Here is an 18857-nt window from a genome sequence, read left to right as displayed (position 1 = left end):
GTTCCTTTCGCTCGTACCAGTCTGACTTCGGGCCTTTTGCCCGTTCAGCGCTGCCTTAGCCGGTTCAGGGCACGGGCGCAATCCGTCACGCGTCAGCCGGGGCTGGGAAAAGCCGGTCTCTAGTTGATTTGCGCGTTTTGCAGCGCTTCGGCTTTCTTTGCCAAAGCCTCGCTCTGGGCTGTTAGGTCCTGCTCAACGGCTGAGGCTTCGCTGACCGGATCGGCAGGCGCGCCCAGAACGTTGGGTAGGGGCAAAAGCTTGGGGTAAGGCGCCGTCTTGACCGCGCGGGATTCGCTACCCTCCAACTCGGGGAAGTTGGTGCATCCGGCAAGGGTCAGTATCAGAACCAGAACGGGCAGGCGCTTCATAACAGGTGCTTTCACAAGGGACTGGTCTTGTGATGCCTCTTTTACCCGATCTGTGCAAGCAGGGTTCTATCTGAACACGCGTTCAGATAGTGTCGGTCCATGGCTCGTACACAGGGATCACATTCGGACATAACCGGCCCGCGCATCCGCAAGGCAGCGTTGGGTCTTTTTGCGAGCCATGGCTATGCCGCCGTTTCGATGCGCCAGATCGCCAAAGAGGTCGGCGTTCAGGCCGGGGCGCTATATAATTACACCCCCGACAAGCAAAGCCTGTTGTTTCGCCTGATGCGCGACCACATGCGGGAGCTTCAGCAAGCCTATGATGCGCTTGGTGAAACCGGCGATGCGCAAGAGGCTTTGCGCCGCTTTGTCGGGTTCCACATCCGGTTTCATCTGGAACGCCCCGACGAGGTTTTCATCGCCTATATGGAGCTGCGCAACCTGACGCCGGACAACTTCGCAGAGATTGAGGATCTGCGCCGCGCCTACGAGGATTCTCTGGAGCGGATATTGAGTGAGGGCCAGAAAGCCGGTCAATTCGCGATCTCGGACACTAAGATTGCCACGTTGGCGGTGATCGCGATGCTGAATGGTGTGATGACCTGGTATCGCTCGGGTGGGCGGTTGTCTTTGGACGAGGTCGAGCAGATCTATTGGGACATGGTTCGCCGCGCAGTGATGGCCTGACCCATAATCGGGTCAGGCGTGGCTTTAGTGGGCAGGGCGAATGAAGGTTCCATTGCGCACCTCACGAAATGCCTGTTCCAACTCTGCTCGCGTGTTCATGACGATGGGTCCGTGCCAAGCCACAGGCTCATCAATCGGAGCACCCGAGATCAGCAGAAAGCGAACGCCTTCAGGCCCGGCCTGAACCGTGATCTCATCCCCGGTGCCGAACCGTACCAGAGTGCGGTCTCCGGACATGTCGCGGATATTGACCTCTTGCCCGGCGACTTCCTTTTCCAGCAAAACTCCGGTCGGCTGGGACGCATCGGCAAAGGCCGCCTGACCTTGGAACACATAGGCAAAGGCGCGGCGGTAGGTATCGATCTTGAAGGTCTTTTTGACACCGGCCGGGATCTGAACGTCCAGATATTGGGGATCTGCAGCAATACCGTCCACTGGGCCGGTTTTGCCCCAGAACTCACCCACGATAACGCGCACTGTTGTGCCGTCATCGTCGATGACTTCGGGGATCTCTTTCGCCTGAACGTCCTGATAGCGCGGAGTGGTCATTTTCTGATCCGAGGGCAGATTGCCCCAAAGCTGAAATCCGTGCATCTGGCCCGAAGCATTCCCGTGCGGCATTTCCTGATGCAGAATGCCGGATCCCGCCGTCATCCATTGCACATCACCCGCGCCGAGCGTCCCGCTGTTGCCCAGCGAATCCGAATGCTCGACCGTGCCGGACAGCACATAGGTGATCGTCTCGATCCCGCGATGAGGATGCCAGGGAAAGCCGGCCTGATAGTCTTGCGGGCGTTCATTACGAAAGTCGTCGAACAACAGAAACGGGTCCAATTCGGACGGGTCCTGAAACCCGAAGGCGCGATGCAGCTTGACGCCCGCACCTTCCATCGTCGGTACGGCCTTGCGTGTTTCCAATGTGGGTCTGAGGGACATGGCAACCTCCTTCATTTGTTCGCAGGATGTATGCCCATCCGGGGACTGGTCAATTTGCGCAGAGGCACCATGAATGTGCGCAAATGTAGGGCAGGGGAGGGCCTGTTTATTTCCGCGCAAAGCGGATACACGAAACTGCAGACAGACAGGAGGCAGTCATGCAGGACGAAGTGCTGGCAACGATCGAGGCATCATCCCCAAGACGGGTGGCCGGTGTTGCTATGCTGGGCAGCGTAGGTGTTTTGGTGATTTACGTGGCGCTGGCTTCTCCGCCTGAACTCGTCTGGCAGGTGTTTTTATTGGCGGTTGGTGCAGCGTCTTTGTGGCTGGCTTATCGCGTTTGGATGGCCACTCAGGACAGGATCGAGCTGACTGCATCAGAACTGCGCACCGGATCGGGGCAAGTGATTGCACGGGTCGATGAGATCGAAGCTGTGGACCGAGGTGTTTTCGCGTTCAAACCATCCAATGGCTTTCTGGTGCGAACGCGCGAAAAGGCCAGCAACGTCTGGGCCCCCGGCCTGTGGTGGCGGCTGGGCCGCCGGGTTGGCGTCGGCGGCATGACAGCATCCGCCGAGGCCAAGTTCATGTCAGAGATACTCTCGGCTATGGTGTTACAGCGTTGACGGCTCCACAGTAGTGTTATCTTCAGGAGTACTGTCGTCATGTCCGCTATCAACCGTGCCGTCGTCCACGTTGTTGGCGTCCTTGCATGAGTCTGGCCCTTGGATGAAGGTGTATCCGCGGGGTTGCGTGAAGATGAATTTGTCGATGAAGAATTCGTTGCTGCCGAATCCGATTTTGAACGGACGCACGTAGTGATGCCTTGTCTCGACCAAGATCATCGTGGCGTTATCTGCCATTATTGGAATGCGATCCGAGACTTGATCAACTGTTTCGTTTGACCACCGCGTCAGCCCTTCACCGCGTGTACAGGACCATTCCACAAAGTGACGATCATCAGTGTCTGTGCTTTCGTCGCCAGTGTCCCATCGTACGAAAGAAATCCGCAACGACAACCCGTTGCCTTCACTGATCATGTATCTTTGTAGATCATACATGGATGTGATGTACTGGTCCGTTACCGTGTCTTTCTCTCGGGAAAGAATATCAGCGACAGCGTAGGCCGCTTTCAGGTTGCTGGCACCCTGACGGTATCCATCGAAATAGGTATACGCTGTCCAGACGGACCAGAACAGTAGGGGAAACGTCATAATGGCTTCGATGCTAACGACACCATCTTCTCTCTTTAGAAAGCGTGATGTCACACCGGCCAAGTGTTTTTGAATGAAAGATTTAAGGTTCATGTACAAACACCGTCGTTGCATGAAGTTCGTATTGTCCATCGGGATCTTGCCGAGCAAGCCGACCAAGCGTTGTACCGAAGAACAAGGGAGTGATTTCAACGCACGCGCGTATGATCATCAGCTCGTTGGCCGTTCCAGGTGTAAAAATCTGATCGTCTTTGCCTCGAATCTCTTCAGGCGTATCAACGCAAAATGGCCGATCAAAATTGCCAGTAAGAACTGCACTGCTGTCGAAATGATTGACCCTTGTCATCTCGACAGCCAGGTTTTGCTGACAATCAGGAATGGCGCCGGCCTCTTCGCAGATGATCCGCTTTAACAGATCGTGCGTCCAGGCTGTTTCGCCTTCATAAAGATCAATTCGATTCATGCGGACATCCTGTATCGTGGCATCCAGGGCGCGCTCTAGGTTGGCATGGTTCCAGGCCACAATCCCGATCTCGATTCCGGAATAGGTGGTTATCATGAAGATCGGAAACCACATCACAAATTCGATTGTGGCCATTCCCTTTTCTTCGCGGCGAAACCTTCTCAACACTTTTTTCAGATGTCGGATCATTGGGTCAGCCTCAGATTCTGGATGCTCGCCGCGATATCGTCGAAGACTTCGCCAATCTCGGATCCTGTTGGTGCGAAATATGCGTTTTCATCCGATTTGCAGTACCACAGGAGGTTTCGACCATTGGTGGTGGCCTCGTAGGCGACCGAGAAGATCAGGATGTTTCTTGCGCCGGATTTCGCATAATCGCACATCGCTTCGACCTGATCGTCTTTTCTGGAACGGTTTTCGGTCTCGGTCGCCGCATAATACCAGTTGTATGCATCGCTCGAACCGACGGAATCATACAGCAACTGATAGATTTCGTACCGCGAGGTACGCTCCCACAAGGCGGGCCATGTCAGAGACAGGGCGCTTCCATCTTCATCGAGCTGGCGAACTTCGCCCCTGTCAAGGTTGTCGCAATAGCCGCTGCTGTAGTAATTTCCTCTGCAAAGGTAGACATTGAAAGTGTCGTTTCCGTACGCGTGGTCCTGAAACTCGTCGCGCACCCAGTATCTGCCGCGACTGCTGTCCCAGTATGCCCTGTCCACACCCAGCCACGCATATCTGAAGCTATCGTCGTCTTCGTCATAGTGGTTCACATTGACGGAATAGACTTCTTCGTCTCCATTCCACCAAATACCCGATTGACCATCATTGTATGGCGGTTTCACCCATGTGCGAGAAGTGTTCTCGCCATCGGTCATCAGAACGATAACTTTCATGGTGTCACTACCGACGCTGTCGGCGGGGCGACCCGCAAAATCTGCCGGTATCTGGCCGTTTGCGATCATGTTGGTGACAACGGGGCGGAAGTTTTCGTCCAACAGCGTCAGTGCCCATTTCATGCCGACATTTATCGACGTGTTGTCGCGCGCATAAAACGAGTCAATGTAAGTGTGCAGGTTCGTTTCGTTGTTCTGGTGAACAACAAGCTGACGGCTGGCCTCAGAACGGCATCGTTCGTCGATGCGCGGTGAACTGAACCCACCTGACGGGCGCTGATCCCCGCCGTAGCGAGAATAGTACAACGATTGATTGTAGGTCTTTGAAAGATCGAATGTCCCTGCTGCCAGATCTGAGGTTTCAAAGTCGATACAGTTGGCGAATCTGTTGGAGCCAGCGGTCGTAAGCTGGTTCATGACGGCAGAAGGGACACCCACCTGCGTTGCGTAAGGAATGATCGAGATCGAGAGTTTGTCAGAACTCGTGTTCTCATACATTTTGGTGACAAAGCTCTTGGCCGCACCTTTCAGGTTGGTCAGGCGCGACCCTCTCATGGAGCCTGAAACATCCAGAACCATAGCGATTTCGACGTTACCGATGGACTCTTCTGCGACGCTGACGACGTTCACGTCAATCGAGTCGACGTCCCACCATTGCATGAAATGCATACCGACCGGCATCGTTGCTCTCGCTTCGACGCGGCGCTGTCCGACGATCAACTTGTTGCCGTCATCATCGCAAGACCTCGGGGTGACTATGACTTCGCCATCCAGAAACTGGTCCAAATTTTCTTTGACCAAGTAGTCCTGTACAACGTCTTTTGGGCAAAGGTTCTGTTGGAGGTCTGCAGCGGCCAAAACAGCGCGGTCCAACGAATACTGAAGGCGCGCTCTTTCATGGTCATAGCGCATCATGTCGACGGCAAATCCACCCACAGTGAAGATGACAAGGATTAGGCCCAACGACAGGATGGTCATGGTCCCGCGCTCCGAGCGTAAGAACGGTGCAGCGCTTTTGTCGGAGCAGCTGGATTGCTCAGTTCGTTTGGATTCAGAATTCCTAAACACTTTTTTCATATCTAGTCCCTGCAGGTAATCCGGCGCACGGAAGGCGGGTCATATCAACTTTAAGAATTTAGTCGGCGAACGTGGCGAGATTTGGGCGACTTTGCCACTATGCTGCTGGGATTGAACGGCAAACCGCTGCATTTGGCAGGATCGCGGGCGCTTTGTTTCTGTTGTGATGACAATGGTCGCCGCGAAAATTTCCAAGGCGACTCAGCAGGGGGTTTTTATCACCCGTTTATAAAGTGATGAAATTTTCATCATAAAAGATTGCAGCTTCGGGCCAGTGGTGCGACAAAACGCCATAACGTTCGTCATTCACCGGTACGGAGGGATTAATGACCAGCACCAAGGAACCGAGCTTTCGTGAAAGTGTGGATCTGATGTTCAACAGGGCGGCGTCCCTGATGGATCTGCCGCCCGGTCTTGAGCAGAAAATCCGGGTCTGCAATGCCACCTACACGGTTCGTTTCGGGGTGCGTCTGCGCGGTGAGATTCATACCTTCACCGGCTACCGTTCCGTGCATTCCGAACATATGGAGCCGGTCAAAGGCGGAATCCGTTATGCCTTGGCAGTGAACCAGGACGAGGTTGAGGCGCTTGCAGCGCTGATGACCTACAAATGCGCCCTGGTTGAGACGCCGTTTGGCGGCTCGAAAGGTGGGCTGTGTATTGATCCGCGCAAATACGAAGAACATGAGATGGAGCAGATCACCCGACGCTTTGCTTATGAGCTGGCGAAGCGCGATCTGATCAATCCATCGCAAAACGTTCCGGCCCCTGACATGGGCACGGGTGAGCGTGAGATGGCCTGGATGGCTGACCAATACGCGCGGATGAACACCACCGACATCAACGCGCGCGCATGTGTGACGGGCAAACCGTTGAACGCAGGCGGCATCGCTGGTCGCGTCGAGGCGACAGGGCGGGGCATCCAATACGCACTACGCGAGTTCTTCCGTCACCCCGAGGACATCGCCAAGGCAGGTTTGTCCGGCAAACTGGACGGCAAGCGTGTCGTCGTACAGGGGTTGGGTAACGTGGGCTACCACGCGGCCAAGTTCCTCGCTGAAGAAGACGGATCGCGTATTATCGGGATCATCGAATGGGACGGTGCGCTTTATAACCCGGACGGTATCGACGTTGAGGCGGTGCGCAACTGGATCGTCAAACATGGTGGCGTAAAGGATTTCCCGGACGCGACTCATTCAACCGATGGTGCCTCGGTGCTTGAGGCGGATTGCGACATCCTGATCCCGGCGGCTCTGGAAGGCGTCATCAATCTGGACAACGCCGACAGGATCAAGGCCCCGCTGATCATCGAGGCCGCGAATGGTCCGGTGACCGCGGGTGCAGATGAAATTCTGCGCAAGAAGGGCACCGTCATCATTCCTGACATGTATGCCAATGCGGGCGGTGTGACGGTCTCGTATTTCGAATGGGTGAAGAACCTCAGCCACATTCGATTTGGTCGCATGCAGCGCCGTCAGGAAGAGGCGCGGCATGAGTTGATCGTCAGTGAACTTGAACGGTTGGATCGGTATCTGGGCGATGCCTGGTCAATGTCGCCGGACTTCAAGGCCAAGTACCTCAAAGGCGCGGATGAGCTGGAGCTGGTGCGCTCGGGCCTCGACGACACGATGCGGATTGCCTACCAGTCCATGCGCGAGGTTTGGCACAGCCGCGACGATGTCGAGGATCTGCGTACAGCCGCCTACATCGTTGCAATTGATCGCGTGGCCAAAAGCTACAGGGCCAAAGGCCTTTGACACTAGGCGCACGGGGTGGCTTTTCTGCCCCGTGCGCAAACTGAATTCTGCTCGTCGATTGCGAAAACGGCGCTGGCAGGTAAGCTGCGGCCAGACAAACGAATCCGGGAGACCTCAATGTTGCGTATCGCCATCGCTGCAGCCTTGCTTGCAACGCCTCTGGCCGCCGCCGAAACCAAGGAACAAAGCTGCCAGTATCAGGCCGATGTGGTGGCCGCGATCCAGAAAGCGCGTCTGGACAAGGTGAAAGAGCGAGATGTTGTGCAGGCGGTGGCTGAAACCAGCCCCACATGGCCCGAGAACTATAACGCAGCGATCCCGTTGATCACGCCCTGGGTCTATGAGCAAAAGATGCGCGACGTGCGCAAAAAGGATCTTGGTGCGGCATGGCTCGAGCTGTGTTTGCAGCAATAATCCACAACTCAGCAATTTCCCTGTGGACAACCGCGCGTCATCCCCTTGGCGCGCGTTTTCATTTCTGGCAGGTTTGAGCCATGTCATTGCCCCCCGGATTTCTCGATGAGCTGCGCACCCGGCTGAGCCTGTCTCAGGTTGTTGGGCGTAAAGTCATGTGGGATCAGCGAAAATCCAATCAGGGCAAGGGGGACATGTGGGCGCCGTGCCCGTTTCACCATGAAAAAACGGCTTCTTTTCATGTAGATGACCAAAAGGGATTCTACTACTGCTTTGGCTGTCACGCCAAAGGTGACGCGATCACCTTCGTGAAAGAGACCGAGAATGTCTCGTTCATTGAAGCCGTTGAAATTCTTGCGCGCGAAGCTAGCATGCCGATGCCCGCGCGCGACCCGAAAGCGCAGGAAAAACAGGATCGCCGCACGCAACTGGCTGAGGTGATGGAGCAGGCTGTTCAGTTCTTTCGCCTGCAACTCAAAACCGTGGCGGGCAGTGCGGCGCGTGACTATCTTGCCCGTCGGGGTTTGGACGCCCAGGCGTTGGATCGATGGGAGATCGGTTTTGCCCCGGACGGCTGGCAGGTTTTGTGGGATCATCTGACCGGAAAGAACGTAGCCGAAGATCTGATCCTCGGGGCGGGTCTGGCCAAGCCGTCGAACAAGGGCAAGAAACCATATGACACGTTCCGCAACCGTATCATGTTCCCGATCCGTGATCCGCGCGGTCGGTGTATCGCATTCGGCGGCCGGGCGATGGACCCGAATGACAACGCCAAATACCTGAACTCACCCGAAACCGAGTTGTTCGATAAGGGCCGCAGCCTGTACAATCACGGGCCTGCGCGGCAGGCGGCCGGGAAGGGGCAGCCGCTGATCGTGGCCGAGGGCTATATGGACGTGATCGCGCTGGCCGAGGCTGGGTTCGGCGCGTCGGTCGCTCCGCTTGGGACGGCGATTACCGAACATCAGTTGCAGCTGCTCTGGCGGATTTCGAATGAGCCGATCATTGCGCTGGATGGCGACACGGCCGGCCTGCGCGCGGCGATGCGGGCCGTTGATTTGGCCTTGCCGCTACTTGAGGCCGGTAAATCCCTGCGCTTTGCGCTGATGCCCGAAGGAAAAGACCCGGATGATCTGCTGCGGGCCGACGGGGCGGGGGCTGTACAGGCCGTGCTGGACGGGGCCATCCCGATGGTGAAGTTGCTTTGGCAGCGCGAGACTGAGGGCAAGGTTTTTGACAGCCCTGAACGCAAAGCTGCGCTCGACAAGGTGCTGCGGGACAAGATCAAGCTGATCCGTGACCCCTCGATCCGGTCCCATTACGGGCAAGAGATCAAAGATCTGCGCTGGCAATTGTTTCGCCCGCAGAGACAGTCACAAAACCGTGTGTGGCAACCAAAAGGAAAGTGGCAGCCGCAGAAACAGCCTGCGACCGCAGGTGCGCGGGCCTCGTTTCTGGCGTCCTCGGACAATGCGGACATCCATCTGCGCGAAGCCGCGATTCTGGCTATTGCGATCCTGAACCCTCAGGTCGTGGTCCAGTTTGAGGCACAGCTGGAAGAGATGGATTGTCACGATCCTGATCACGCAGCCCTGCGTCACGCCATTTTGCGCCATGCGATTGATGATCCTGAAAACCTTCGGGACCATATCGTTGAATCTTTGGGGGCCGAACCCCTTGAAAATCTGCTGAGCCTTCGCCATGTCGCAGTGATCCCCTGTGTGTTCAAACCAGGCGACGTTGAAAAGGCCGAGATGACACTGGCCGAGGAACTCGCGAAAATCAAAGCGCTCCGGGGGTTGGATGCTGAGATTGCCGAAGCCGCAGAGGAACTGTCTGATCTGGCCGATGAGGCGTTGACATATCGGCTGGCGCAAGCCGCCGAAGAGCGTAACCGCACAAGCCGCAGCCAGAATGAGGACAGGGCCGTTTTCGACATTGCCGACAATGGCGCGCGAATCAATCGCGACGAAAAGGATGCGTTCAAGGCAATCATGTCCGGGATCAATTTCGAACGGAAACGTCGCTGAAGTGATGTTTTCGTAAAGCACTGGAAAAGAAAAACAGGTAAACGGGTGGCCGAATCAGTTTCACGCGCTAATGATTCGGATCAAACGAATCACCCATCCCTGCAGGAGCATTGAATGGCCGCCAAAGACACGTCAGAAGATCGCAAGTCAGACGAGCAGGAACAGGAAATCTCGCTGGACATGAGCCAGGCCCAGGTCAAGAAGATGATCGCCGAGGCCCGCGAGAAAGGTTACATCACTTACGACCAGCTCAATCAGGTTCTGCCGCCTGATCAGGTCAGCTCGGAACAGATCGAAGACGTTATGTCGATGCTGTCCGAGATGGGTATCAACATCATCGAAGATGAAGAGGCCGAGGAAGAAGAAAACAAAGGCTCGACCGAACTGACCACCACGGACAACAACCGTGAGGTGGCTCTGGCCGGTGCTGCGACCGAAAAACTGGACCGCACCGACGACCCCGTCCGCATGTATCTGCGTGAGATGGGCTCGGTCGAACTGCTGAGCCGTGAAGGCGAAATCGCCATCGCCAAGCGGATCGAAGCGGGCCGGAACACGATGATTGCGGGTCTGTGCGAAAGCCCTCTGACCTTCCAGGCGATCACCATTTGGCATGACGAACTTCTGTCAGAAGACATTCTTCTGCGCGACGTCATTGATCTGGAAACCACTTTTGGCAACCAGATGGACGAAGATGGTGACGTGCAAGAGCCGGTCGTCGATACCTCGGCCGTGCAATCGGCCAAACCCGCCAAAGACACCGGGCCTGAGCTGGATGCTGATGGCAACCCGCTGAGCAATGACGACGATGATGACGAGGACGATCAGGCCAATATGTCGCTGGCTGCGATGGAAGCCGCCCTCAAGGATCAGGTTCTGACCACGCTGGAACGCATCTCGACCGACTTCTCGATGTTGTCCGAGATGCAGGACAGCCGGATTTCGGCGACTCTGAACGAGGATGGCTCGTTCAGTGAAAAAGACGAAGAGACCTATCAGAAGCTGCGCGCTGAGATTGTTGAACTGGTGAACGGTCTTCACCTTCACAACAACCGGATCGAGGCGTTGATCGACCAGCTCTATGGTATCAACCGCCGCGTCATGTCGCTGGACAGCTCGATGGTGAAACTGGCTGACCAGGCCCGCATCAACCGTCGGGAATTCATTGATGCCTATCGCGGGCGTGAACTGGACCCGAACTGGCTGACGGATATGGCTGAAAAGCCGGGCCGAGGCTGGCAGATGTTCATCGAACGCTCGACCGACAAGGTTGAGGAACTGCGCAGCGATATGGCTCAGGTCGGTCAATATGTCGGTCTGGATATCAGCGAATTCCGCCGTATCGTGCAGCAGGTTCAGAAGGGCGAGAAAGAAGCCCGGCAGGCTAAGAAGGAAATGGTTGAAGCCAACCTGCGTCTGGTGATCTCGATCGCCAAAAAGTATACGAACCGTGGCCTGCAATTCCTTGATCTTATTCAAGAAGGTAACATCGGCCTGATGAAGGCGGTGGACAAGTTCGAATACCGCCGCGGCTATAAATTCTCGACCTACGCGACATGGTGGATCCGTCAGGCGATCACGCGTTCGATCGCGGATCAGGCCCGCACGATCCGTATTCCGGTTCACATGATCGAAACGATCAACAAGCTGGTTCGGACCGGTCGTCAGATGCTGCACGAAATCGGACGCGAGCCGACACCGGAAGAACTGGCCGAAAAGCTGCAGATGCCGCTTGAGAAAGTTCGGAAGGTGATGAAAATCGCCAAAGAGCCGATTTCTCTGGAAACGCCGATTGGCGACGAGGAAGACAGCCAACTGGGCGATTTCATCGAGGACAAGAATGCCGTTCTCCCACTGGACAGCGCCATTCAGGAAAACCTCAAGGAAACGACGACGCGGGTTCTGGCCTCTCTCACCCCGCGTGAGGAGCGGGTTCTGCGGATGCGTTTCGGCATCGGCATGAATACTGACCACACTCTGGAAGAGGTCGGTCAGCAGTTCAGCGTGACCCGCGAACGTATCCGTCAGATTGAGGCGAAAGCCCTACGGAAGCTGAAACACCCAAGCAGATCGCGGAAGCTACGGTCCTTCCTGGATCAATAGGATCAAAGGCGCCCCGGACGGAGGCGCCTTTTTTCGTTTCATCGTTCACTTTGGCAGATTTGCCAAACACATTGGCGCGACTTCACAGGTGTTGCGGCGTGTCCGTTTCTATATCGGTGTGGTCCACTCATGGGGCGGGGCCGGGGCGAGGCTGCTAAGCTGATGACCCCCGGCTTCCAACTGTCAGCGGATGTTTGACCCGCGTTTTGAAAGCGCTCGGCGGTTGACCTGTCCAACGCTTGAACGCTGTGGAAAACGCGGATTGATCGGCGTATCCCAGAGAATAAGCGATCTCGGACAAGTTCATTCCATTGGTGATGAAGGTCTGGGCCAGATCGCAGCGCAAATCCTCGGTGATGTCGCGGTAGCTAGTGCCTTCGCTTTGCAACCGGCGGGCAAAGGTGCGGGCGCTCATTCCGAGTTTTGCCGCGACATCATCTGCGCTGAGGATTTTGCCCGGCAGCGAGCGGGTGATCAGCCCTTCGACTTTGGCGCGAGTCAATTGCTTCGGCACGCGACGTTCGGCTAGAACGCGTTCCCCGTATTCTAATAGATGGGCGCGCAGGCTGGGGTCGTAAGTCGGGACGGGCAGGTTCAGCGAGGATGGGGACAGGATGATCTCAAGGCTCTCAGACCCGAAGGTAACCGGAAAACCTGCCAGTTGCTGGAAGGCTTGGATATGATCCCCAACCTCATGTTGAAAACGTATTTCAATAGGGTGGAAATCGGTCTGTGTCAGGTTGCGCATTCGGGCGACGGCGGCAAACATCAAGAACTCAGTTCGGCGGTGATAGCGAGCAAAGCTGGCGTCTTTCCACCGGGCCTCTAACGCGGCGAAATTCCCCGAAACCCGCAGGCTGAAGGCGATAGCAGGGTCGATCATGTCGTGGAAATGAGACGTGTTTTCAATCACCTGCTCCAGATCGCGTGAGTATTTGCTGATGTAGGCCGTCAAGGTCGATGAGGACGTGACGCCAAGTCCGACACTTGCCGCAAAGGTTATATCTTTCAGAGCATCGCAGGCATAGCGGACAAACAGCGCCTCTTTGTGGGCGCAAAAGGAGGTCGCATCCTCCGGCAGATCGCGCGGGCCAAGTCCGCTGCGATCCAGCAACGCCAACGTGTTCCGTTTTTCCAATCGCGCGTCGAGCGCATCGCGCAGAAAGTGAAGGCGGTCAATATCCACATTCATCGCAGCGAAGCCTTCCTTTCTCTGGACCGGGGCCGTCCCAGCATACTGCTTTTCTGTCAGAAATTCGAATGGATTTGGCAGCTGGCAACAAGCCTGGTCAGTCTTTCCTGCCTATATCCTTTTCGTTGCCGGGTCAGTACCTTGTTGGGGATGAGGTCAGAGCCACCGCCGGTCTTACCAACCGGTCACCGGGTTCCCCGGCACACCTCCCTTCTTGTCGCATTGTCCACATAGTAGCCCTATGTCACGCTGTTTGTGCAAGCTTGGATAGTTAGCGGCGCCATGGCAGGGATTGACACAACCGATCTGTTCGACGGACGCAACCTGATCGTCTTAGACGGAGAATGCGTTCTGTGCTCAGGCTTTTTCCGGTTCATGCTGAAACGCGACAAAACCCGACGCTTTGAGTTTGCAACAGCGCAGTCTCCGCTTGGTCAAAGGATGTACAAGGCGCTGAATCTGCCCGTTACAGATTTTGAAACCAACCTCGTGATCGTAGATGGTAAGGTTTTTCAATGCCTTGATGCCTTAGCAGAAGCCATGCGTGCGCTGCCGGCGTTATGGCCGTTGTTGTCACTTGTGCGGTTCCTGCCGAGCGGTGTGAAAGACCTGCTGTATTTCTCGATCGCTCGAAATCGGTATGCTCTTTCGGTCGGTACGATACCTGTATGATGCCGGATGCTGCTCTCCTTGAGCGTTTGGCCGAGCAGGGGTTTGACGCGTGACGGATCCGTTTCTTCAGGCTTTGGCGGACCCAAGTGTTCTGCCCCAATCTGTGCGAGACCTGCATCTCAAGCCGGGTGAATATGTCGGCGAATGCGATATCGAACGTGGCCAAGGCATTCTCATTCAACTCGCGCTTAAATTGGGGCGGTTTCCCCCTGCAGGCCGGCATGTGCCCGTTCGACTGGTGACCCAAAATCAGGATGAAGACCACAGCTGGCTGCGAGACTTTGGGGGGCACAAAACGACGTCAGAGCTGAGGTTTGACGCAAAAACGGGCCATGTTCATGAGCGTTTCGGGCCGCTTTCGGTCTGGCTGATGCCGGGATTGGGATTGCTGATCCGCTACCACGGCTGGCTCACGCCGCTTCACGGTAAGGCGCAAGTTGGTTGAAATGATTGTGAGACCTGCTTTCCGCGGGCGCGATGACCTCTAAACTAAGGGGAGCAGCAAGTGAGGAAAGAGTATTATGAAACAGTTACAATATTGCGCCGCTTTGGCGGTGTTTGCCCTGAGCGTTCCGGTGACGGTGGACGCGGCACGTTTGGGTTTTCAAGCCAATGCAATCAATAGCACAGACTTCGAAGTCATTCCCCGTACACGGGATGACACAGACGGGTATTGGTGCGAGGCGGCAGATTTCGCGCGCCGCAGTCTCGGGGCAGGTTGGCAGGACCCCATCTATGTGTTGCGCGGCTATGGACCTAGTGTAACAACTGGGCGTGTAACAGCAGTTCAGTTTTCGCTGAAACCGCCTCCGGCTGATGCTCCGGCACAAACCGGTGGCGTACGGGGCCCCTTCGTTGTCGGCTCCAGCATTTCCGTGCAGGGTGCAAATGCGCGGTGCGGTCGCCGGCAGATTTTCTAACAACTAATGCAAAGGCCAAAACGCAATGCAGACGGAATTCGCGCTCCAGACCAATAGACCCGGCTTGTACGAATTCACGTCCCAGATTGCAGAATGGCTTAGTTCCCTTGAACGGGATGGTGTCCTGACGTTGTTCGTCAGGCACACCTCCTGTTCTTTGCTGGTGCAAGAGAATGCAGACCCCGAGGTGCAGACGGATTTGCATGCGTTTTTTGAGCGTCTTGTGCCTCCGTCTGATCATCCCTCAATGTCTTACCTGCGCCATACCTATGAAGGGCCGGATGACATGCCTGCCCATATCAAAGCAGCGATGATGCCGGTATCTTTGTCCATTCCTGTCCGTCAGGGGCGGATGGTTTTAGGCACATGGCAGGGGATTTACCTGTTTGAACACCGCCGCGCCCCGCATCAGCGGCTGGTCGCGGCACATCTGTCCTGACCCTTTATTTTGGGGTGCGAAATTCCGACTACCCAAATCCTAGCGGCTGCCCTATAGTTGTGGATAAGTAAGCCAAAGCGCTTACAAAAGAGGCCAGCTAGGGACGAGGAGACGGCGGATGCGCTGCCCGTTTTGCGGAAATATCGACACTCAGGTGAAAGATTCACGCCCGGCAGAGGATCACGTTGCGATACGCCGACGTCGGTTTTGCCCGGCCTGCGGAGGGCGTTTTACGACCTATGAAAGGGTTCAGCTGCGCGATCTGGTGGTGATCAAAACCAACGGAAAACGCGAAGATTTTGACCGCGACAAGCTGGAACGCTCGATACGTATCTCGATGCAGAAACGCCCGGTTGATCCTGAACGGATTGATCAGATGATCTCGGGCATTGTGCGGCGTTTGGAAAGCATGGGCGACACCGATATTCCGTCCAACAGAATTGGTGAGATCGTCATGGAAGCTCTGGCGCGGATCGACACCGTCGCCTATGTTCGCTTTGCGAGTGTGTACAAGAATTTCCAGGCGGCCGATGATTTCGAGGAGTTTGTCCACGAACTGCGCCCGCCGCAGCCTTCGACGGACGAGTGAGCGAAACAGATAAGCGATTTATGGCGCTGGCTTTGTCTTTGGGTCGGCGCGGTCAAGGGTCGTGTTGGCCCAATCCGGCCGTCGGGTGCGTGATCGTGCGCGATGGGCGGGTTGTTGGGCGAGGGTGGACTCAGCCCGGCGGACGTCCCCACGCAGAGCCTGAGGCTTTGGCGCAAGCGGGCGCGCAGGCCAAAGGGGCCACGGCCTATGTCTCGCTGGAGCCATGCGCCCACTACGGCAAAACACCGCCCTGTGCCGAGGCGCTGATCGCGGCGGGTGTGGCCCGTGTTGTTGCAGCGATCGAAGATAGCGATCCTCGGGTCTCGGGGCAGGGCTTCGCCTTGCTGCGCGAGGCCGGGATCGAGGTCGAAACCGGCGTGCTGGCGCAAGAGGCCGAGCGTGATCTGGCCGGTTTTTTTCTGAAAACCGAACAGGGCCGTCCGTTTGTGACGTTGAAACTGGCCAACAGCTTTGACGGGCGGATTGCCACGTCAACCGGACATAGCCAGTGGATCACCGGACCAACCGCGCGACGCGAGGTTCACGCGATGCGCGCCCGACACGATGCCGTCATGGTCGGCGCTGGCACGGCGCGCGCGGATGACCCCTCGCTGACGGTTCGGGATCTGGGGATCGAGCGTCAACCGGTGCGCGTTGTTGTCTCGCGTCACTTGGACTTGCCCTTAATGGGCCAACTGGCGCGCACAGCCTCAAAAACGCCCGTCTGGCTATGTCATGGCCCGCATCCCGACGCCGAGCGCGCCCGCACGTGGGAGGGGTTGGGCGCGCGGTTGTTGCCCTGTGCGTTGTACGACCATCAGGTTGATGCGCGCGACCTGCTGCAGCAGCTGGGCCAAGAAGGTATGACAAGTGTCTTCTGCGAAGGCGGTTCGGCTTTGGCGGCGTCGTTGCTGGCGCAAGATCTGGTCGATGAGCTTGTAGGTTTCACTGCTGGTTTGACCATCGGTGCCGAGGGCCTTTCAGCGATTGGCGCATTGGGGCTGGAAAAACTGGACAGCGCCCCTCGGTTCGAGTTGATCGAGGCGCGCCCAGTCGGTGGCGACGTTGTACACCGTTGGGCCCGAACGACGCATTAGCGTCGCCAGAGATGGGCATGGGTGGAAAAAGCACCCTGTAGCTTTGACAAGGCGCGATTCAGCGGCCCGCGCTTGGGGGGCTGACCGTGGGCCAGCCGTTCGATGGCGACTTCAACGGGGCAGGGTGCGCTTGTTAACGGGTCCAGATAGCGGGGATAGTCGATCAGGCTGGTATGCACCAAACCCAGCAGGGAAGGTCGCGCACCGCGACGGGCCGGAACACTTCCTAGATCGGTTGTCAGGCCCCACCCTGCGTAGAACGGCGCTCCAAATGTGGTTACAGGAATGCCGCGCAGCAGTGCCTCGAACCCCATAAGCGAGGTCATGGTCCAGACCTCCTGCACCTCGGACAGCAAGGTGGATGGGTCGGTCTCAGTCGCGATCACGTCCGCCAGCCCTTCAGCGTCGATCCGGCCCGAGCGCAGGCCAGCCTCGACATCCGGATGGGGTTTGTAGATCACCACAGCATCTGGGTTGGTGGCTCGAACTTCGCGCAGCAGGTCTAGATTGGTGCGGATGGTACTGGTGCCCAGCAGGATTGAGGCGTCATCCTCGACCTGCCCCGGCACCAGAATACGGTGACCTTTGGGCAGAGGCGGCGCAGCGCTGCCGGTGTTGTATTTGCTCAACCCCTCGGACACGATGGCCGAGATCACCCGCTCAGCCCGGTACTCCTGATCCGGACGCAGCGTTTCGCGCTTGGATATCCACTCTTCCAATCGGCTGGTTTGGGTCGGGTCGTAGTAGATTCCCAGATCATCCGTGACCAGCGACAGGGGCGGCACAAGATCGGCCCCCAATCCGCGCGAGCGGAGAAAGCCGTCCTCGATACGGGTGACACCCTCGGCCTCACGGGATTGATTGGCCCAGACCATGTGGGGGCGGGTGGATTGGGCAGGTGGCGACGGTAAAAACCGTATCTTCTGGTGCTGGCCGAACATGGCTTGCAGATGCTTGCGTTTCCACATCCGCATGCCCGACGCGGTCCATCCTAGACGGTCCTGCCGCCACGCGCGGGTCTGCGCCTCAAGCGTGTCCAGCACGACCTCTAGCTCACATAACTGGTCCCGATAGGGATCATACCACACAGGGTAGAGCATCATGGTAGCAGCAAAGAGCTGCGCGCGCGTCAGGTTACGTTGTCTGCGTTGAACGGGGTTTTCATCCTGCGTCAAACCCCATCCGGCATAGAATGGCTGCCCGAAGACACGAGGTTTATGACCGGCGAGGATAGCCTCGAATCCCATTTGCGACGAGAGCGTATAGACACTGACCGCGCCGTCCAACAGCGGCCAAGGGCTGATGTTCTCCGCAACGAAGGAAACGCGTTCCGAGAGGTCTTGTTCGGTGTAGTGCCCGGTGCGGTGACCAGCCAGTGTTTCGGGATGGGTCTTGATCAGAACCGGCATCCCGGGGTTTTCTTCCTGCGCGATCACCAGCATCTCAAGAAACCGCGCGCGGCCCCCTCGGCTGGTCGTGACCGAGGCATCACCGACCGTCTGATCAATCACCAGCACATAGCCGGGGTCGGGGATCGGCGCGTCGGGGTCGAAGGCGGAATATTTGCTGAGGTTCAATTCCTTCAGGCGCTCTATCGCGCCACGCGCCCTGTTCAGAAGCGCGGTATCATCCAGCGGATGTGTCGCCAGAAGCGTTTCCAGATCTGACGGTTGGGCCGGATCAAAGTGCAGTCCCGAGCGATCCAGAAGCAGACCCAGAGGCGGTTCCCCCTCGCGACCGGGGTGAAGAGATCGTAGAAAGGCATCCTCGACCCGCAGCAAAGGGGTGCCCCGGTCCTGAGCGATGCGCCGCCCGCGATGGGCTGTAGGACTGTTGCCCCAGATGGCAACAGTGTCCTCGGGTCGGGGCAGACCCAGCCGGATGTCATATCCCGAAAGGGAGAGAATGCACCGGACGCGCCTGTTAGTCAGAAATCCGCCATTGTAGACAAATGCCCGGGACCGCGCCGCGCCAATTGCGGTGGGGTCTCCATGGGTCATGGT

The 18857-nt window shown here is 57.0% G+C and carries 19 protein-coding genes; 12 read left to right on the top strand and 7 right to left on the bottom strand.

Annotated features, from left to right (window positions below; all coding sequences use genetic code 11):
• Positions 1 to 119: 119 nt before the first annotated feature.
• Positions 120 to 368, bottom strand: a complete 249-nt coding sequence (locus tag ACR0J4_RS03690; protein WP_170747288.1) for a hypothetical protein — start codon at positions 366 to 368, stop codon at positions 120 to 122.
• A 99-nt stretch (positions 369 to 467) separates the two neighbouring features.
• On the opposite strand from ACR0J4_RS03690, the gene ACR0J4_RS03685 reads away from it, so the two are divergent.
• Positions 468 to 1055, top strand: a complete 588-nt coding sequence (locus ACR0J4_RS03685) for a TetR/AcrR family transcriptional regulator (RefSeq protein ID WP_170642299.1) — start codon at positions 468 to 470, stop codon at positions 1053 to 1055.
• Between the two features lie 24 nt (positions 1056 to 1079).
• Here ACR0J4_RS03685 and ACR0J4_RS03680 read toward each other — a convergent pair whose 3' ends face one another.
• Positions 1080 to 1991: a pirin family protein gene (locus tag ACR0J4_RS03680; protein WP_170551709.1), complete on the bottom strand. Its 912-nt coding sequence runs from the start codon at positions 1989 to 1991 to the stop codon at positions 1080 to 1082.
• A 158-nt stretch (positions 1992 to 2149) separates the two neighbouring features.
• Here ACR0J4_RS03680 and ACR0J4_RS03675 point away from each other — a divergent pair, with 158 nt between their 5' ends.
• Positions 2150 to 2617 (top strand): hypothetical protein, encoded by a 468-nt coding sequence (locus ACR0J4_RS03675; protein ID WP_170642298.1) that lies wholly within the window; start codon positions 2150 to 2152, stop codon positions 2615 to 2617.
• Here ACR0J4_RS03675 and ACR0J4_RS03670 read toward each other — a convergent pair.
• Genes ACR0J4_RS03670 through ACR0J4_RS03660 form a run of 3 tightly spaced genes read right to left on the bottom strand, consistent with a single transcriptional unit; the run spans position 2606 to position 5542 of the window.
• Entirely contained in the window at positions 2606 to 3298 is a 693-nt protein-coding gene (locus tag ACR0J4_RS03670; RefSeq protein ID WP_170639019.1) for a hypothetical protein, read from the bottom strand. The two genes, ACR0J4_RS03675 and ACR0J4_RS03670, sit on opposite strands and share 12 nt — an antisense overlap.
• Positions 3288 to 3857: a TadE/TadG family type IV pilus assembly protein gene (locus tag ACR0J4_RS03665; protein ID WP_170470275.1), complete on the bottom strand. Its 570-nt coding sequence runs from the start codon at positions 3855 to 3857 to the stop codon at positions 3288 to 3290. Before ACR0J4_RS03665 ends, ACR0J4_RS03670 begins: the two co-directional genes overlap by 11 nt.
• The gene (locus ACR0J4_RS03660) at positions 3854 to 5542 is read right to left on the bottom strand and encodes a VWA domain-containing protein (protein WP_170551700.1); all 1689 of its coding nucleotides are present in this window, start codon (positions 5540 to 5542) and stop codon (positions 3854 to 3856) included. The genes ACR0J4_RS03665 and ACR0J4_RS03660 overlap by 4 nt, the downstream gene beginning before the upstream one ends.
• 425 nt (positions 5543 to 5967) lie before the next feature.
• On the opposite strand from ACR0J4_RS03660, the gene ACR0J4_RS03655 reads away from it, so the two are divergent.
• The 4 genes from ACR0J4_RS03655 (at position 5968) to rpoD (ending at position 11945) form a co-directional block, all read left to right on the top strand.
• Positions 5968 to 7398 (top strand): Glu/Leu/Phe/Val family dehydrogenase, encoded by a 1431-nt coding sequence (locus ACR0J4_RS03655; protein ID WP_170376235.1) that lies wholly within the window; start codon positions 5968 to 5970, stop codon positions 7396 to 7398.
• Between the two features lie 117 nt (positions 7399 to 7515).
• Positions 7516 to 7812 (top strand): hypothetical protein, encoded by a 297-nt coding sequence (locus tag ACR0J4_RS03650; RefSeq protein WP_170470269.1) that lies wholly within the window; start codon positions 7516 to 7518, stop codon positions 7810 to 7812.
• Positions 7813 to 7892: 80 nt separating this feature from the next.
• Positions 7893 to 9842 (top strand): DNA primase, encoded by a 1950-nt coding sequence (gene dnaG / locus ACR0J4_RS03645; RefSeq protein ID WP_170551697.1) that lies wholly within the window; start codon positions 7893 to 7895, stop codon positions 9840 to 9842.
• A 114-nt stretch (positions 9843 to 9956) separates the two neighbouring features.
• On the top strand, positions 9957 to 11945 hold the full coding sequence (gene rpoD / locus ACR0J4_RS03640) for an RNA polymerase sigma factor RpoD (protein WP_170470263.1): 1989 nt from the start codon (positions 9957 to 9959) through the stop codon (positions 11943 to 11945).
• A 154-nt stretch (positions 11946 to 12099) separates the two neighbouring features.
• Here the strand turns inward: rpoD and ACR0J4_RS03635 are convergent, their stop codons facing one another.
• Positions 12100 to 13137, bottom strand: coding sequence for an AraC family transcriptional regulator (locus tag ACR0J4_RS03635; protein WP_170642296.1), 1038 nt, complete (start codon positions 13135 to 13137; stop codon positions 12100 to 12102).
• Between the two features lie 375 nt (positions 13138 to 13512).
• Here ACR0J4_RS03635 and ACR0J4_RS03630 point away from each other — a divergent pair, with 375 nt between their 5' ends.
• The 6 genes from ACR0J4_RS03630 to ribD all read left to right on the top strand — a co-directional run bounded on the left by ACR0J4_RS03630 (position 13513) and on the right by ribD (position 16854).
• A complete protein-coding gene (locus tag ACR0J4_RS03630; protein WP_480668291.1) occupies positions 13513 to 13809 on the top strand; it encodes a thiol-disulfide oxidoreductase DCC family protein in 297 nt (98 codons plus the stop codon).
• A 49-nt stretch (positions 13810 to 13858) separates the two neighbouring features.
• A complete protein-coding gene (locus tag ACR0J4_RS03625; RefSeq protein ID WP_170642294.1) occupies positions 13859 to 14254 on the top strand; it encodes a DUF4166 domain-containing protein in 396 nt (131 codons plus the stop codon).
• A gap of 76 nt (positions 14255 to 14330) precedes the next feature.
• Positions 14331 to 14729: a hypothetical protein gene (locus ACR0J4_RS03620; protein ID WP_170642292.1), complete on the top strand. Its 399-nt coding sequence runs from the start codon at positions 14331 to 14333 to the stop codon at positions 14727 to 14729.
• A gap of 25 nt (positions 14730 to 14754) precedes the next feature.
• Positions 14755 to 15168 carry a secondary thiamine-phosphate synthase enzyme YjbQ gene (locus ACR0J4_RS03615; RefSeq protein WP_170642290.1) on the top strand — a complete coding sequence of 138 codons (414 nt, stop codon included), beginning with the start codon at positions 14755 to 14757 and terminating at the stop codon, positions 15166 to 15168.
• A 118-nt stretch (positions 15169 to 15286) separates the two neighbouring features.
• Complete coding sequence (gene nrdR, locus ACR0J4_RS03610) at positions 15287 to 15757, top strand: transcriptional regulator NrdR (RefSeq protein WP_170376254.1); 471 nt, start codon at positions 15287 to 15289, stop codon at positions 15755 to 15757.
• Positions 15754 to 16854, top strand: coding sequence for a bifunctional diaminohydroxyphosphoribosylaminopyrimidine deaminase/5-amino-6-(5-phosphoribosylamino)uracil reductase RibD (gene ribD, locus ACR0J4_RS03605; RefSeq protein ID WP_170642288.1), 1101 nt, complete (start codon positions 15754 to 15756; stop codon positions 16852 to 16854). Before nrdR ends, ribD begins: the two co-directional genes overlap by 4 nt.
• Here ribD and ACR0J4_RS03600 read toward each other — a convergent pair.
• Positions 16851 to 18854, bottom strand: a complete 2004-nt coding sequence (locus tag ACR0J4_RS03600; RefSeq protein WP_170642286.1) for a capsular polysaccharide biosynthesis protein — start codon at positions 18852 to 18854, stop codon at positions 16851 to 16853. The genes ribD and ACR0J4_RS03600 overlap by 4 nt on opposite strands.
• Positions 18855 to 18857 lie beyond the last annotated feature (3 nt).

This window comes from Ruegeria sp. B10 (assembly GCF_056539825.1).
This window is presented reverse-complemented; position numbering and strand designations above follow the sequence as displayed.